At 41.7% G+C, this 16,468-nt stretch carries 15 protein-coding genes and 2 pseudogenes; 8 read left to right on the plus strand and 9 right to left on the minus strand.

From position 1 onward, the window contains the following. Nucleotides 1-75: 75 nt before the first annotated feature. Entirely contained in the window at nucleotides 76-2,292 is a 2,217-nt protein-coding gene (locus STO1_RS02390; protein WP_096421812.1) for a RelA/SpoT family protein, read from the plus strand. An 18-nt stretch (nucleotides 2,293-2,310) separates the two neighbouring features. After that, nucleotides 2,311-2,753 (plus strand): annotated as a pseudogene (dtd, locus tag STO1_RS02395) (D-aminoacyl-tRNA deacylase). A 31-nt stretch (nucleotides 2,754-2,784) separates the two neighbouring features. Here dtd and STO1_RS02400 read toward each other — a convergent pair. From STO1_RS02400 to STO1_RS02440, 7 genes are all read right to left on the minus strand, one after another. Next, on the minus strand, nucleotides 2,785-3,198 hold the full coding sequence (locus STO1_RS02400; RefSeq protein WP_096421814.1) for a hypothetical protein: 414 nt from the start codon (nucleotides 3,196-3,198) through the stop codon (nucleotides 2,785-2,787). A 284-nt stretch (nucleotides 3,199-3,482) separates the two neighbouring features. Continuing rightward, entirely contained in the window at nucleotides 3,483-4,190 is a 708-nt protein-coding gene (locus tag STO1_RS02410; protein ID WP_172843637.1) for a nicotinamide mononucleotide transporter, read from the minus strand. Between the two features lie 120 nt (nucleotides 4,191-4,310). Then, complete coding sequence (locus STO1_RS02420; RefSeq protein ID WP_096421818.1) at nucleotides 4,311-4,961, minus strand: metal-dependent transcriptional regulator; 651 nt, start codon at nucleotides 4,959-4,961, stop codon at nucleotides 4,311-4,313. 83 nt (nucleotides 4,962-5,044) lie between these two features. After that, a complete protein-coding gene (gene tpx / locus STO1_RS02425) occupies nucleotides 5,045-5,539 on the minus strand; it encodes a thiol peroxidase (protein WP_000206541.1) in 495 nt (164 codons plus the stop codon). 229 nt (nucleotides 5,540-5,768) lie between these two features. Then, nucleotides 5,769-6,698 (minus strand): metal ABC transporter substrate-binding protein, encoded by a 930-nt coding sequence (locus STO1_RS02430; protein WP_096421820.1) that lies wholly within the window; start codon nucleotides 6,696-6,698, stop codon nucleotides 5,769-5,771. Nucleotides 6,699-6,724: 26 nt separating this feature from the next. Further along, nucleotides 6,725-7,573, minus strand: a complete 849-nt coding sequence (locus STO1_RS02435) for a metal ABC transporter permease (protein WP_000559800.1) — start codon at nucleotides 7,571-7,573, stop codon at nucleotides 6,725-6,727. After that, the gene (locus STO1_RS02440) at nucleotides 7,570-8,292 is read right to left on the minus strand and encodes a metal ABC transporter ATP-binding protein (RefSeq protein ID WP_000618098.1); all 723 of its coding nucleotides are present in this window, start codon (nucleotides 8,290-8,292) and stop codon (nucleotides 7,570-7,572) included. The genes STO1_RS02435 and STO1_RS02440 overlap by 4 nt, the downstream gene beginning before the upstream one ends. Before the next feature lie 179 nt (nucleotides 8,293-8,471). Between STO1_RS02440 and STO1_RS02445 the strand changes: the two genes are divergently transcribed. Beyond that, on the plus strand, nucleotides 8,472-10,364 hold the full coding sequence (locus STO1_RS02445) for a M13 family metallopeptidase (RefSeq protein ID WP_096421822.1): 1,893 nt from the start codon (nucleotides 8,472-8,474) through the stop codon (nucleotides 10,362-10,364). A gap of 88 nt (nucleotides 10,365-10,452) precedes the next feature. Beyond that, nucleotides 10,453-11,217: a hypothetical protein gene (locus STO1_RS02450; RefSeq protein WP_084939228.1), complete on the plus strand. Its 765-nt coding sequence runs from the start codon at nucleotides 10,453-10,455 to the stop codon at nucleotides 11,215-11,217. A 104-nt stretch (nucleotides 11,218-11,321) separates the two neighbouring features. On the opposite strand, the gene STO1_RS02455 is transcribed toward STO1_RS02450, so the two are convergent. Beyond that, a complete protein-coding gene (locus STO1_RS02455) occupies nucleotides 11,322-11,951 on the minus strand; it encodes an MBL fold metallo-hydrolase (RefSeq protein WP_096421824.1) in 630 nt (209 codons plus the stop codon). Nucleotides 11,952-12,014: 63 nt separating this feature from the next. Continuing rightward, the gene (locus tag STO1_RS02460; RefSeq protein ID WP_084939227.1) at nucleotides 12,015-13,109 is read right to left on the minus strand and encodes a DUF2974 domain-containing protein; all 1,095 of its coding nucleotides are present in this window, start codon (nucleotides 13,107-13,109) and stop codon (nucleotides 12,015-12,017) included. Nucleotides 13,110-13,265: 156 nt separating this feature from the next. Between STO1_RS02460 and STO1_RS02465 the strand changes: the two genes are divergently transcribed. From STO1_RS02465 to STO1_RS02480, 4 genes and pseudogenes are all read left to right on the plus strand, one after another. Beyond that, the gene (locus STO1_RS02465) at nucleotides 13,266-13,943 is read left to right on the plus strand and encodes a response regulator transcription factor (RefSeq protein WP_009729883.1); all 678 of its coding nucleotides are present in this window, start codon (nucleotides 13,266-13,268) and stop codon (nucleotides 13,941-13,943) included. Further along, on the plus strand, nucleotides 13,936-14,910 hold the full coding sequence (locus tag STO1_RS02470) for a HAMP domain-containing histidine kinase (protein ID WP_096421826.1): 975 nt from the start codon (nucleotides 13,936-13,938) through the stop codon (nucleotides 14,908-14,910). The genes STO1_RS02465 and STO1_RS02470 overlap by 8 nt, the downstream gene beginning before the upstream one ends. Before the next feature lie 75 nt (nucleotides 14,911-14,985). Further along, a pseudogene (locus STO1_RS02475) lies at nucleotides 14,986-15,264 on the plus strand (ABC transporter permease); the annotation flags it as partial. 143 nt (nucleotides 15,265-15,407) lie between these two features. Next, a complete protein-coding gene (locus STO1_RS02480; protein ID WP_096421828.1) occupies nucleotides 15,408-16,457 on the plus strand; it encodes a DUF389 domain-containing protein in 1,050 nt (349 codons plus the stop codon). Nucleotides 16,458-16,468: the final 11 nt, after the last annotated feature.

The raw sequence follows: 16,468 nt of genomic DNA on the forward strand, positions 1-16,468 counted from the left end.
GCATGAAAACAGGCTTTTCTAGTTTTAATATTCTTAAAAAAGTGATAAAATGGTAGGAAGAATTGGAGAGTATAGATGCCGAAAGAAGTGAATTTGACGGGCGATCAGGTAGTCGCTTTAACGAGAGAATATTTAACAAAGGAAGACGTTGCTTTTGTACAAAAAGCATTGATTTACGCAGTTGATTGTCATAGTGGTCAATACCGAAAATCAGGTGAGCCCTATATTATCCATCCTATCCAAGTGGCAGGAATTCTGGCTAAGCTCAAACTGGATGCCGTAACTGTTGCCTGTGGTTTTTTGCATGATGTAGTTGAGGACACAGATGCGACACTGGATGATTTGGAGCGTGAGTTTGGTCATGATGTTCGGATTATCGTTGATGGAGTGACCAAGCTTGGTAAGGTTGAGTACAAATCACTCGAGGAACAATTGGCTGAAAATCACCGCAAGATGCTCATGGCCATGTCTGAAGATATCCGTGTTATTTTGGTCAAACTATCGGACCGTTTGCACAATATGCGGACTCTCAAACACCTGCGAAAGGACAAGCAAGAACGTATCTCCAGAGAAACCATGGAAATTTACGCACCACTAGCTCATCGTCTAGGGATTTCCAGTGTCAAGTGGGAGTTGGAAGATTTATCTTTCCGTTACCTCAATCCAACTGAGTTTTACAAGATTACTCACATGATGAAGGAGAAACGCAGAGAACGTGAGGCTTTGGTCGATGAAGTCGTAACCAAGTTGGAGGACTATGCTACCGAACGCAATCTCAAAGGGAAAATCTATGGTCGTCCTAAGCATATCTATTCTATCTATCGCAAGATGCAGGATAAGAAGAAACGCTTTGAGGAGATTTATGACCTGATTGCCATTCGCTGTATCTTAGATACCCAGAGTGATGTCTATGCCATGCTGGGTTATGTGCATGAACTTTGGAAACCCATGCCAGGCCGCTTCAAAGACTATATCGCTAATCGTAAGGCCAATGGATACCAGTCTATCCATACGACCGTTTATGGACCAAAAGGGCCGATTGAATTCCAGATTCGGACCAAGGAAATGCACGAAGTGGCTGAGTACGGGGTAGCAGCTCACTGGGCCTATAAGAAAGGCATTAAAGGGCAGGTCAACAGCAAGGAATCTGCTATTGGGATGAACTGGATCAAGGAGATGATGGAGCTCCAAGACCAGGCTGATGATGCCAAGGAATTTGTGGACTCTGTTAAAGAAAACTATCTGGCGGAGGAGATTTACGTCTTTACTCCAGATGGTGCGGTCCGCTCCCTTCCAAAAGATTCAGGACCGATTGACTTTGCCTATGAAATTCATACCAAAGTCGGTGAAAAAGCGACCGGTGCCAAGGTCAATGGCCGTATGGTTCCGCTGACAACCAAGCTTAAGACAGGGGATCAGGTTGAAATTATCACCAACCCCAACTCCTTTGGACCGAGTCGTGACTGGCTCAACATGGTCAAGACCAGCAAGGCGCGCAACAAGATTCGCCAGTTCTTTAAAAATCAAGACAAGGAATTATCTGTAAACAAGGGCCGTGAAATGTTGATGGCCCAGTTCCAAGAAAACGGTTATATGGCCAATAAATTCATGGACAAGCGTCACATGGACGAGGTACTTCAAAAGACCAGCTACAAGACAGAGGAAGCTCTCTATGCTGCTATTGGTTTTGGAGAAATCGGTGCGATTACCGTCTTTAACCGTTTGACAGAAAAGGAACGCCGTGAGGAAGAACGTGCCAAGGCCAAGGCGGAAGCAGAAGAGCTTGTCAAAGGTGGCGAAGTTAAGGTTGAGAATAAGGAGAAGCTCAAGGTTAAGCATGAGGGCGGTGTCATTATTGAGGGAGCCTCAGGTCTCTTGGTTCGGATTGCTAAGTGTTGTAATCCCGTGCCTGGTGACGATATTGTCGGCTACATTACCAAAGGTCGTGGTGTAGCTATTCACCGTGTGGACTGTATGAACCTTCGCGCCCAAGAAAACTACGAGCAACGTCTCCTTGATGTGGAATGGGAAGATCAATTCTCAAGCAAGGAATACACCGCCCACATCGATATCTATGGTCTCAACCGTACAGGGCTTTTGAACGATGTTTTACAAGTTCTCTCCAACACAACTAAGAATATCTCAACCGTTAACGCCCAACCAACCAAGGATATGAAATTTGCCAATATCCATGTGTCATTTGGTATTTCCAACCTCTCAACTCTAACGACAGTCGTGGATAAGATTAAAAGTGTGCCAGAGGTCTACTCTGTCAAACGGACCAACGGATAATTGAATAGAAAGGCGCTTATGAAAATCATTATCCAACGGGTTAAAAAAGCCCAAGTGAGTATCGAAGGTCAGGTTCAAGGAAAAGTCAATCAGGGGCTCTTATTGCTGGTTGGAGTTGGACCAGAGGACCAAGAGGAAGATCTGGACTATGCTGTCCGAAAGCTTGTCAACATGCGGATTTTTTCAGATGCAGAAGGCAAGATGAATCTGTCTGTCAAGGATATTGGGGGGAAATCCTTTCGATTTCTCAGTTTACCCTCTTTGCGGATACCAAGAAAGGCAATCGTCCAGCTTTTACAGGCGCAGCTAAGCCTGATATGGCAGCTGCCTTCTATGATGCTTTCAATCAAAAATTAGCTCAAGAAGTGCCCGTTCAGACAGGTATCTTTGGAGCGGATATGCAGGTGGAGCTGGTCAATGACGGACCAGTCACCATTATCCTTGATACAAAAAATAGATAGGAAAACCAAGCCCAGTCGGCTTGGTTTTTGTTTAGAGACAATCCCATGAAGAAATGTGTTTATCGTAAAAGTCTAGATAGTTTTCTCTTAGGTAGTTAGCTGTCATATAATAAAAAGTAGAATGGCAAGAAGTGACGATTGGCATAAGAGAGGAAAATCGCTGAAAACTAGAGAAGGTTAAAAGGACAAATAATAGAAAATCAATGGTGAAAACCCCTAAATAGTAGAAGCGAATCTTTTTGTTAATCTGAGGATAAATCTCAGCGAAGTGATGTTTGAGTCGGAAGACCAAGCGAGACAACAGTAGTCCCTGAGCGAGGAGGAAAATAAAACCAGAGAGCAGGAGCCAGTCCAAAGATGCCTTGGGTCTAGTGGTAAAAAATGTAAATAGCAGCAAATCGCAGAGTGCAATGGCTGCAAAATGGATTCTAAAGAGCTTTTTCATAGGAAAACCTCCCTCTTTTATCTAGCTTCATTCTACACTAAACGAATGAGAGTTACAACTAATACTCAATGAAAATCAAAAAGCAAACTAGGAAGCTAGCCACAGGTTGCTCAAAGCACTGCTTTGAGGTTGTAGATAAGACTGACGAAGTCAGTTACATATATCTACGGCAAGGCGAAGCTGACGTGGTTTGAAGAGATTTTCGAAGAGTATAAAATGATAATAAATAGTAGAAGGAAGATTCTATTAAGTCGTCTTTCTTTCTTTATTTGAGTCTCCTTCTGTTATCTATCTTCTTTGTCATTCCAGACAAATAAAGCTCCGATTGCATTGAGGATATAAAAGATGTATTTACCGATATTAGCGAAGTTGCCTTGAATGCCAGCCTTTGTCAGCTGCACAAAATTGTAAATCAACCAAAATCCCCACTGAGTTGTCAGTTTCAATGCGTTTAAAGCATTGGCAATGAGGGACAGTGCAAAGGCAATAGTTGTCACGTAGGCAAGGAGATTCATCTTTCCTCCATAGCCGATATAGTTGGTCACAAAGGCAAAGAGGAAGGCGATGATTGAAATGATGATGGCTGCCAATTTTACCTGTTTTTGGCTCATTTGGTTGGGTCTACCTTCTTGCGAAGCTTCCCATTTCTTAATAGCAAAGGTATAGATGAGAAAGGTAACAGGATAGGTGATAATGGCCGCCTTATTTCCAAGGATATAATCAATGGTACCAGATAAAATCGTATTGACAATGCCAAAGTAATTTCCCCATTTGCTTAATTTTCCCGTGAAACGAGTGGACAACATGGAAATCCCAACGTTGGTTACGGAAATCAATCCAAAGGGAACAAGTGCAGTCCATGGTCCCCAGTCTACAAATTTGTCGAGACGTGAGTTGAGGTAACCAGATGCAATCGCAATCCCAACGACCAAAGCAACCCCGAAAAGGTCAAACCATTTGGATGTCGCAAAAATTTTTAGTAATTTTTTCATATGTTAAACTATCTTTCTTTTTTTTAACAAATATTCTACAACTAAATGAAAGTAAAATCAAATGATAGAAATAAAACCCTGAAAATAAAATTTTCAGGGGTGGTTGGGGTACTTGAGAAATTAGTCGATTTTTTCGACATAGAGTTGTTTGGCGATATCCATACTAACTTGGAGGTCTTCGTCTTTGTTGACCAGAGTAAAGCTATTGGAAAAGCTATCAAACTGCTTGACTTGGAGTTGGTCACCGATATGAATTGCGTGCTTTTCTAGATACTTGAGTAGCTCAAAGCTATCATGAACGCGAGTCAGGAGATAGATTCCAGCTTCCTGGACGGCTGCTAGTGGTAGGTTATTGATTTCAACCAAGAGTTCTCCCTCGGCAGGTATGGTTCCACCGTGGGGGCAGGTTTTAGGGAATCTCAGTAGTTTATCCAGTCTCTCTACGAAGAGATCGGATACAGTGTGCTCTAGGACCTCAGCTTCTTCGTGGATTTGATCGCTAGTATAGTCTAGATGGTGAACTAGAAAGACTTCAATCAAACGGTGTTTACGATAGAGTTCTGAGACCAGTTTGAGGCCAATATCTGTCAATAGATAGCCGTTCTCCTTATCCTTGAGGATGAGATTTTCACTTTTCATGCGTTTGATCATCTCTGTTACAGCAGGCGGAGAGACCTGCATACGGGCAGCAATTTCTTTGTTGGTGATTTTCTGCATGTCCGTACCGATTTCATAAATACATTTTAGGTAATCTTCTTTATTTGGCGTCATTCGTTTCCTCTTGTCTTTTCTCTCCATCTAGTATATCAAAAAAAGCTAGATTTCTCTAGCCTTCTGCCCTAATGGCTTTGATTTTAGTCCAGTTCTTTCACTGCAGCAATAGCAGCTTCAAAGTCTGGTTCTGTGTTGATGTTATCAACGTATTCTACGTAACGGATGACATTATCAGTGTCGAGAACAAAGACAGCACGCGCAAGGAGATGCCATTCGTTGATCAAGAGGGCATAGTCACGACCGAAAGAATGGTCAAAGTAGTCTGAAAGCATGATGGCATTGTCAAGGCCTTCAGCCCCACACCAGCGTCCTTGGGCAAATGGTAGGTCCATAGAAACAGTAAGAACGACGGTGTTGTCAAGGTTGGCAAGTTCTTGGTTGAATCGACGTGTTTGCGTTGAGCAGACACCAGTATCGATAGAAGGGACAACACTCAAGACTTTTTTCTTTCCATCAAAGTCAGCTAGCGTTTTTTTAGAGAGATCGGTTGTTGTAAGAGAAAAGTCAAGTGCCTTGTCTCCAACTTGCAGTTGTTTACCTGTAAAGGTTACAGGATTTCCGAGAAAAGTGGTCATGAAACTACTCCATTCTTTTTTTCTTTCATTTTACCGAGAATTGTCAGATTTTTCCAATGATTTGACTGAAAAATGAAAGATAAAAAAACGCCAATTCCCGTGAGAACGACGTTTTTCAGAGGCTTATACTCAATGAAAATCAAAGAGCAAACTAGGAAGCTAGCCGCAGGCTGTACTGGAGTACGGCAAGGCTAAGCTGACACGGTTTGAATTTGATTTTCGAAGAGTATTATTTTGCTAATCCTTCAGCAATCTTATCAAGGTTGTATTTCATCATGTTGTAGTAGCTGTCGCCTTCTTTACCTTCTTCAGCGATTGAGTCAGTAAAGATTTGTGCGTAGATTGGGATATTTGTGTCTTGTGAAACAGTCTTCATTGGACGGTCATCGACACTTGATTCAACAAAGAGTGATGGAACCTTTGTTTGGCGAAGTTTTTCAACCAAGGTCTTGATTTGTTCCGGTGTTCCTTCTTCTTCTGTGTTGATTTCCCAGATGTAGGCACTTGGGACACCGTAGGCTTTAGAGAAGTATTTGAAGCATCCTTCGCTGGTTACGATGAGTTTCTTCTCAGCAGGGATATTGTTAAATTTCTCTTTGGCTTCCTTGTCCAGTTTGTCTAGTTTTTCAGTATAGTCTTTGAGATTTTTTTCGTAGAATTCCTTGTTGCTAGGATCTTTTGCAATCAACTGTTTAGCGATATTTTTAGCATAAATCATCCCATTTTCAAGGTTGAGCCAAGCGTGTGGGTCTTCTTTGCCTTTCTCGTTTTGGCCCTCAAGGTAGATAACATCAACACCTTCGCTAACTGCAAAGTAGTCTTTGTTTTCAGTTTTCTTAGCATTTTCGACCAATTTGGTAAACCAAGCATTGCCACCTGTTTCAAGGTTGATACCGTTATAGAAAATCAAGTCAGCTTGAGAGGTTTTCTTAACGTCTTCAGGAAGTGGTTCGTATTCGTGCGGGTCTTGACCAACAGGAACGATACTGTGAAGATCAATCTTGTCACCAGCGATATTTTTGGTAATATCAGCGATGATTGAGTTTGTAGCAACAACTTTTAGTTTTTGACCAGAAGCCGTATCTTTTTTTCCGCTAGCACATGCTACAAGAGCAATGACGGAAAGAAAGAGTACAAGCAATGTACCTAATTTTTTCATTAGATTCCTCCAGAAGGGTTTCCCCGTTATTTAATGATTTTTTTGTTTTTCAGTTTCAAGTATCGTTGCTTAGGAGAGATAAAGAAACTGATTAGAAAGAAGCTGGCGGATGTGAGCACGATGCTCGATCCTGCTGCGAGATTGAAACTATAGCCGATAAAGAGTCCCACAACAGAAGCGGTTGCCCCTAGGGTTGATGAAAGGAAAATCATACTCTTTAGGCTATTAGCATAAAGGTAAGCCGTCGCGGCTGGAGTGATTAGCATGGCCACGATAAGAATGGTTCCAACACTTTGCATTGCGGTGACAGACACAAGGGTCAAGAGCACCATGAGCAGATAGTGGTAGAAATTAACGGGCATTCCCATGGCCTTAGCCAGAAGCTCGTCAAAGGATGTAATCAATAGTTGTTTAAAGAAAATCCCGATAATCAAGAGAATGACTGCGCCCACACCAATGGTAATCCACATGTCCGTATCTTGGACAGCGAGGATATTCCCAAAAAGGATATGAAAGAGGTCTGTCGAACTCTTGGCAACACTAATCAAGATGACACCTAAGGCTAAGAAAGATGAAAAGGTAATACCAATGGCAGTGTCACTCTTGATAATAGAGTTTCCCTTGATGTAGGTAATGATGATGGAAGCCATCAAGCCAAAGATGATCGCTCCAATAAAGAAATCAATTCCCAGGATAAAGGAAAGGGCTACGCCGGGCAAAACTGCGTGAGAGATGGCATCCCCCATGAGAGACATCCCACGTAGGATGATAAAACATCCCACAGCTCCAGCAACAACTCCGATGACAATAGCTGTTATCAAGGCGTTTTGTAGGAAATGGAAATTTTGCAATCCATTGATAAATTCTGCTATCATAGGTCACCTCCATTGAAAAAGAGTTTGCTACCGTAGGCCTTTTTGAGATTGACCTCGGTAAAGGTTTCTTCGGTCGGACCAAGGTCTATTAATTCTCGATTGAGAAGCAAAACTTGGTCGAAATAATGGGGGACTTTGCTGAGGTCATGATGGACGATGAGAACTGTTTTACCAGATTTTTTTAGGTCTCTCAGCGTATTCATGATAATCTCTTCACTGATCGAGTCAATCCCGACAAAAGGCTCATCTAGAAAGATGTAGTCAGCTTCCTGCACTAGGCAGCGGGCAATCAAAACACGTTGGAATTGTCCTCCTGAGAGCTGGCTGATTTGGCGATCAGCATAGTCTGAGAGTCCAACGATTTCAAGTGCTTCTGCCACTTTTTTCCAGTGGCTGGCCTTTAAAGTGTGGAAGAGCGGGATGGATGGATAGAGTCCCAGAGAGACACATTCCTTGACCTTGATAGGGAAATTGTAGTCGATATGGATTTTTTGCTCGACATAGGCAACTCGATTTAAAGATTTCTTGACTTCTTTGTCGTCGAGAAAGGCCTGACCTTCATGTGGGATAATTCCTAACATACCTTTTAATAAAGTTGATTTTCCAGCACCATTTGGACCAATAATTCCGGTAATAGTTGGTCCGTGGAGCACTAGTGAGATATCCTTTAGTGCCAGCGTTTCTTTGTAGGAGACGCTGAGGTGTTCAATACGTATCATAACAAATTCCTCCCTCCCGTATTTAATATACATTAAAAAAAAAATTAAGTCAAGTTAATTTTTAAAAAATTTAATAAAACAACAATAAAATGAAAGATACAAGAAATTTATTTTTAATTGCATTCCCTAGATTTTTTTGCTAAGCTAGGAATAAGTGAAAATATGAAAGCGAGAACAAGATGACACGTTATCAAGACGATTTTTATGACGCTATTAATGGCGAATGGGAAAAAACAGCTGTCATTCCAGCTGATAAATCACGAACAGGTGGTTTTATTGACCTTGACGAGGAAATTGAAGAGTTGATGCTGGCGACTACGGACAAGTGGTTGGCAGGTGAGGATGTCCCAGAAGATGCTATCCTAGCCAACTTTGTTAAGTACCATCGTATGGTACGTGATTTTGACAAGAGAGAAGCAGATGGGATTAAGCCCGTCCTTCCTCTACTCAAGGAATACCAAAATTTGGAGAGCTTTGCAGATTTCACCAGCAAACTAGCAGAGTTCGAACTAGCTGGTAAACCAAACTTCCTTCCATTTGGTGTTTCACCAGACTTTATGGATGCCAGAACAAATGTTCTCTGGGCAAGTGCACCAGGAACAATCTTGCCAGATACAACCTACTACGCTGAAGACCATCCTCAGCGTGAGGAACTCTTGACTCTTTGGAAGGAAAGTACCACGAATCTTCTCAAAGCCTATGATTTTTCAGATGAGGAAATCGCAGACTTACTAGAGAAGAGATTGGAATTGGACCGTCGTATCGCAGCGGTGGTTCTTTCTAACGAAGAAAGTTCAGAATATGCCAAACTTTACCATCCATATGCCTTTGAAGATTTCAAGAAATTTGCCCCTGCCCTACCTCTGGATGATTTCTTCCAAGCAGTGATTGGACAAACTCCAGATAAGGTTATCGTAGACGAGGAACGTTTCTGGCAAGCAGCAGACCAATTCTATAGCGAAGAAGCGTGGCCTCTACTTAAAGCAACCTTGATTTTGGGCGTTGTCAATCTCTCAACAAGCTATCTCACAGACGAGATTCGTGTCTTGTCAGGTGCTTATGGTCGTGCTCTTTCAGGTGTTCCAGAAGCTCAGGACAAGGTCAAGGCAGCTTATCACTTGGCTCAAGGTCCTTTCAAGCAAGCCCTTGGTCTCTGGTACGCGCATGAAAAATTCTCTCCAGAAGCTAAGGCAGACGTAGAGAAAAAAGTAGCGACTATGATTGATGTTTATAAGGAACGCTTGGCTAAGAACGACTGGCTCACACCTGAAACGCGTGACAAGGCTATTGTCAAACTCAATGTCATCAAACCTTATATTGGTTATCCAGAAGAGCTACCAGCTCGCTACAAGGACAAAGTAGTGGATGAAACTGCCAGTCTCTTTGAGAATGCCCTAGCCTTTGCGCGTGTGGAAATCAAGCACAGCTGGAGCAAGTGGAACCAACCGGTTGACTACAAGGAGTGGGGCATGCCTGCTCACATGGTCAATGCCTACTACAATCCTCAGAAGAACTTGATTGTCTTCCCAGCTGCCATTTTACAGGCTCCATTCTATGACTTGCATCAGTCGTCTTCTGCCAACTACGGTGGGATTGGTGCTGTTATTGCCCACGAGATTTCTCATGCCTTTGACACAAATGGTGCTTCTTTTGATGAAAATGGTAGCCTCAAGGATTGGTGGACAGAGAGTGACTATACTGCTTTCAAAGAAAAAACACAAAAAGTTATCGACCAGTTTGATGGGCAAGAATCTTACGGTGCAAGAATCAACGGGAAACTAACCGTGTCTGAAAACGTTGCTGACTTGGGAGGAATTGCTGCAGCCCTTGAAGCTGCTAAGAGAGAACCAGACTTCTCAGCTGAAGAATTCTTCCACAACTTTGCTCGTATCTGGCGTATGAAAGGCCGTCCTGAGTTGATGAAACTCATGGCCAGTGTCGACGTGCACGCGCCTGCTAAACTCCGTGTCAACGTTCAAGTACCAAACTTCGATGACTTCTTTACAACTTACGATGTCAAAGAAGGCGATGGTATGTGGCGCTCACCAGAGGACCGTGTGATTATTTGGTAAAGTAAGTCCTTAATCAAGTATCATCTTGGGATTAATGATTCATTTTTGAAGTTTATCCATCTGAAAATTCAATGCTATCGAGGTTAACATGAAGAAATTTTTAATGACGCTTTCAGCTATTCTTTCGATTTCAGTTTTAGCATCTTGTGGTCTCAATAAAAATAGGAACAATACAGAACCTTCATCTGCACTATCATCTGTCTCCAAAGACGATAAGACTAGTGTATCAACAGAAGCAAAGGCTGAAAATACTAGTGACTCGTCAACCAAGGAATCGCAATCGACTACTGAAAATAAGAAAGAAACCAGACAAGATTTATATAAAGAAGTGATTGAACGCTATAAACACTTTACAGACCTTTTAAAACAAGGTAATAGAGAAGATTTATACAAGGAAAGTAAACAAGATAAGATTACTTCAGAAGAATATGGCCTGGTTTTCTCTCGAATGGATTATCAAAATGTACCCGATTGGAAATACGTAATTGTTGATTTGAATAAGGATGGTCAAGACGAGTTGCTTATTGGCGATGAAAAATTTGTTTCAGCCATTTATTATTTGGAAAATCAAAAACCTAGCTTACTTCACACAGCATATATAGCTTCTGCAGGTGGTTTTCGCTCAGGATTTGATATTTATGAAAACGGTCAAGTCTCTTATGCAGACTGGCAGTCAACTCGTCCAGAAATGAACCTGTCTCTATATTCGTTCGATAAAAACGGAGTGCAGAAGATTAAAGAAGCAACTATTCAAATCGGTGGCAACGAAAAAGCAGAGCAAGTTTTAGATATTTCTTCTGAAAAGCTTGATTTGTCTAACATTGGTTGGAAAGAATTGAATCCGGCTAATTAGTTTTGAATTGCTTTTCTAGTCAATATTGATTCTTCTGAGCAAATATTGACATAGAAATAGAAGCTACACAAAAACCAAGGAAATTATCCTTGGTTTTTTGCTTGCTAGAAAAAGGGATTAAAGGTCTTTTCGTGAGCGATAGTCGTAGCTGGACCATGCCCGGGATAGACATCGTAGTTAGGAAGAGTGAAGAGTTGCGTCTGAATGCTATGGAGAAGTTGTTCCGTACTACCTGTAGGAAGGTCTGTCCGTCCGATGGTTTCTCGGAATAGAGCATCTCCGGTCAAGACTAGATGAGCATCAGGAAAGATGATAGAAACGCCGCCGATAGAGTGCCCTGGGGTTGGTAGAACTGTAAAACGAAATTCCTTAAGCTGGTATTCTTCATGAAAGGCAAAGGTGTGTTCTGCTGGTTTTGCGACCACATCTGCCATATCGTCGTGACGAGGGAGACCAGAGAGATTATCTACAGGTGTATAAAGCCAGCTAGCTTCACTCTCTGCTACATAAACTGGAGGATTTCCAAAAGTCTCGCGAACTAAGTCCAGACTCATAATATGGTCGTAGTGGGTATGGGTCAGGAGAATCGCGCAGACTGGTTTGTTGATTTTCTCAATAGTCTTGCGAATAGATTCCCAATGGCTACCTGGGTCAACCACAATTAGGTGTTGATCCCCTTCCAGGTAATAAGTGTTTTCATAGGCAACGGGATTCACGGTTTTATGGATTTTCATACTGGCTCCAATCTCAAAGAATGTACTAAATTAAGTATAGCATAGAAGAGGATACTTAGGGTATCAAAAAGTCTTTTTCGTGCTTTGACGATTTTTCCAAGCTTGATAGCGGGTGTCAATCAAGAGTTGGGTTAAGCGCCCCATGGTTTCTCTTTCTTCGGGAGTGAGGGATTGAGCTTGTACAAAGAGTTGATGAATGTGTTCAATGGCATTGAAGGAAGAAAGATCGTTGATAGAGGAGATGCCCGCATCGAGAATGATTCCAAAAAAGAGGTCAAAGTAGAGCTGCAGTTCTTCGTCAGGAACTGTTTCAACCCATTCCTTGAAGGTTGTATCGACTTGCTGACTATCACTATTGGTCTCGTCTAGTTGGACAAAGTGTTTGTCTTCAATCTGCCAACTAAAGGTGTCGTGCTGGGCAAGGCCACCTAAGGCGGTGCTTCGAACGACGATTTTTTTATCCGGAATTTCCAGCATCATCCCGATGATAGACCCTTGTGGGATAAATACTTTCGTTCTTTCCATCATGTTTTGATAGCCAGGTGTTTCGGTTAGTTCCTTGTGAAGCCCAGGGGCATCAAAAGTGTAGACAGCGACAATGTTTTTCTGCAAGTTTGGATCAAGTTGACTGGCAGCATAGACAGCTAGATTGCCCCCTTTTGAATGCCCTGCTAGGATGATCTTTTGATTGGGATGTTGGGCAAAAAAGTCCTCTAAATACTGGAGGGCATGTTTTTGAGCAGGGATTTCCTTCATATAGGTCATATGGAAATCTTCTTTCCAACCAATGATGCTGTCATCCGTCCCGCGAAAAACAAGCAAATAGGTATCGAGACTGATACGATAAGTCATAGCCGCAAACTGTTTTTGCAATTCAGGATCAATATCATTGATAAAGTTTGAGAGCTTGCAATTTTTAAAGCGTTTGTGTTGAGAGAGTTGATCCAACAACTGGAGACGGTTTTTATTGGTCAACATCGTCGTGTCTCTAGGGATTTGAGGTGCTAGATCTATGAGACGCTTTGGTTCTTGAGTGACTACATCATCGAAAGCAAGATAGGTCAACTCAGTCAAGGCAAGAACATCTAACTCATTCACGGGGAGGTCATAAAAGGAATCGTATGCTACATCATTGAGGTAGTCAAAAATATTGGCCATAAAAGCTCCTTTCTCTATGTTTATCCTATCACATTTACCAAGAATTAGCCAGTGGGCTTACTAGATTTTGCTATATTGCTAGCGAGCTGGTTTAAATACAGGTTTGCATTTTATCCATGGGGAAAATCTGTTATAATAAGAGCAAAGGAGAAGCGCATGCACAAGATTTTACTAGTAGAAGATGACCAAGTTATTCGGCAACAAGTGGGGAAACTGCTCTCAGAATGGGGTTTTGAGGTTATTTTGGTGGAGGACTTTATGGAAGTATTGAGCCTTTTTGTTCAGTCAGAGCCTCATTTGGTCCTCATGGATATTGGTCTGCCACTCTTTAATGGTTACCACTGGTGCCAGGAGATTCGTAAGATTTCTCAGGTACCTATCATGTTTCTGTCTTCGAGAGATCAGGCGATGGATATTGTCATGGCGATCAATATGGGTGCGGATGATTTTATAACCAAACCTTTTGACCAGCAGGTGCTCCTTGCCAAGGTTCAGGGATTGTTGCGCCGTTCTTATGAGTTTGGCCGAGATGAAAGTCTGCTGGAGTATGCGGGTGTGATCCTCAATACCAAGTCTATGGACCTGCACTATCAGGGGGAAGTCCTGAGTTTGACTAAGAATGAATTTCAGATTTTGCGGATTTTGTTTGAACATGCGGGTAATATCGTGGCGCGTGATGACCTGATGCGGGAACTCTGGAATAGTGACTTTTTCATCGATGATAATACCCTGTCTGTCAATGTTGCTCGTTTGCGTAAAAAGTTGGAAGAGCAAGGCTTGGCAGGATTTATCGAAACCAAGAAGGGAATAGGGTACGGACTGAAACATGCTTGATTGGAAACTATTTTTTCTGGCCTATCTGCGTTCTCGCAGTCGTCTTTTCGTCTATATTTTTTCATTGGGCTTTCTTGTTTTTCTCTTTCAGTTTTTATTCGCCAGTATAGGATTTTATTTTTTCTATTTTTTCCTCCTCAGTAGCTTTTTGACCCTTTTATTTTTGGTTTGGGATATTTCTGCAGAAGCTCAGGTTTACCGGCAGGAAGTACTGTATGCTGAAAGAGACCCAAAGTCTCCTTTGGAGTGCGTGCTAGCGGAAAAACTCGAAGAGCGTGAGTCTGAATTGTATCAAAGGAAGTCAGAAGCCCAAAGTAAACTGACAGATTTGCTTGATTACTATACCTTGTGGGTTCATCAGATAAAGACTCCCATTGCAGCGAGCCGTCTCTTGGTAGCAGAAGTGCCTGATCGGGAGGTCAAGCAGCAACTGGAACAGGAAATATTTAAGATTGACTCCTATACCAATCTGGTGTTGCAGTATCTGCGTTTGGAAAGCTTCCACGATGACTTGGTATTTGAAAAGGTTCAAGTGGAGGATCTAGTGAAGGAAGTGGTTCGCAAGTATGCCCTTTTCTTTATCCAAAAAGGACTGACGCTCAATCTCCATGACCTTGACAAAATCATCGTGACTGATAAGAAGTGGCTGTTGGTCGTCATTGAACAAATCCTCTCAAACAGCCTCAAATACACCAAGAAAGGTGGACTAGAGATTTATATGGAAGGTCAGGAGCTCTGTATCAAGGATACGGGAATCGGGATTAAAAACAGTGATGTGCTCCGAGTCTTTGAACGTGGCTTTTCAGGATACAATGGCCGTTTGACGCAACAGTCCTCTGGACTTGGCCTCTACCTATCTAAGAAAATTTCTGAAGAACTGGGTCACCAGATTCGTATCGAGTCTGAGGTCGGAAAAGGAACGACAGTGCGGATTCAGTTTGCTCAAGTGAACCTAGTCCTTGAGTGAGAAGAGTAGATAAGAGCCCAGGATAAAACAACTGGGCTTTTCTATCTTTAACCGTGTAGCCTAGTAAATTATTTTATCTATTATAAACAACTCTCTGAGGGATATGAAGACCACGAACGAAAAGGTAGGTCTAGATCAAAAGCAGATTAAGCAAACCATTAACAAGCAAATCTTGACAGTTTTCTTCCTTCCTGTAATTTTTGCATTTCTCCATTGGCCTTTGCTTATCATATGCTTAGTTTAGTTCTCAAGGTCATTGAAGTAGTCGATGATACCATGAGGTTGACGATAACTTTCTCTATCTGTTCAATTGATAGATTTCTTTGGAGAAAGACTGTAAAATTTTTGATATAATGTTAAGGATGGACTGACGGATATTTAAAGGATAATTTTCAAAAGAATAACAGGTGAGAATTAAAAATATGTAAGATTGGACAGAAGTTTCTCTACCATCATCCATGCAGAAACAAGATTATATGAAATAAAAGGAGTAACCAATGACCGGAAACTATTCAACACGTGAATACCGTGAGAAATTATATGATGATCTTCATGTTCGATTAAGAGATACAGTGATTTTGATGTGTGCGATTTTTATTGCCTCTATCGGCCTAAATATGAATTCAACAGCTGTCATTATTGGAGCCATGCTGATTTCGCCTCTTATGACACCGATTGTTGGACTCGGATTTGGTTTAGCTATTTTTGATACGCGTTTAATCAAGCAATCTCTAGAGGTTTTATTTACTCAAGTATTGGTCAGCTTGCTTGTCTCGACTCTGTATTTCTGGATTTCTCCCTTATCTTATGCAAGTAGCGAACTGATTGCACGAACCTCTCCAACCATTTGGGATGTTCTCATTGCTATTGCTGGTGGGATAGCAGGTGTAATTGGGTCAAGGAAAAAAGAAGCAAACAATATCGTGCCAGGAGTAGCCATCGCAACAGCTTTGATGCCACCTATCTGTACTGCAGGCTATGGTTTAGCTAATGGAAATGTACGATTTTTATTTGGGGCTCTCTATCTTTTCTTGATCAACTGTGTCTTTATCATGCTAGCCAACATTGTTGGAACAAGAATTTTGATGAGAAAATCTCCCTTAAGTTCATTTAAAGAGCTAAATATTAAAATGAGAATTGGGTTGATATCCTTGATTGTATTATTGGTTCTTCCAGCCAGCTATTCAGCAGTCACTCTGACGATAGATCAAGCGCGAAAAGAAGGAATCAAACAGTTTGTAGGAAAAGAGTTCGCCAATCACACGGTCATTAATCAAGTCTACAAGTCAAGGAACAATGAATTGGTCTTGACGGTTGTTGGAGATCCGATTTCAGACGAAGAATTAGAAGCGCTCCACCAAAAACAAGCCTCTTACGGTATTCAATCTGTTCAATTGAAAGTCAATCAAGTTCATAATTCGACAAAATTAGACAGTGATACGACCAAGGAATTTTATGAAACCATCAACAAGTATATCGATCAAAAACTCTCTGAAAAAGATTCACAAAAAGATATTGTAAAAGAAAATGAGGCAGACAAGGAATGAGGATATTGACC

The organism is Streptococcus oralis subsp. tigurinus (genome assembly GCF_002356415.1).
GTDB lineage: Bacteria > Bacillota > Bacilli > Lactobacillales > Streptococcaceae > Streptococcus > Streptococcus oralis_F.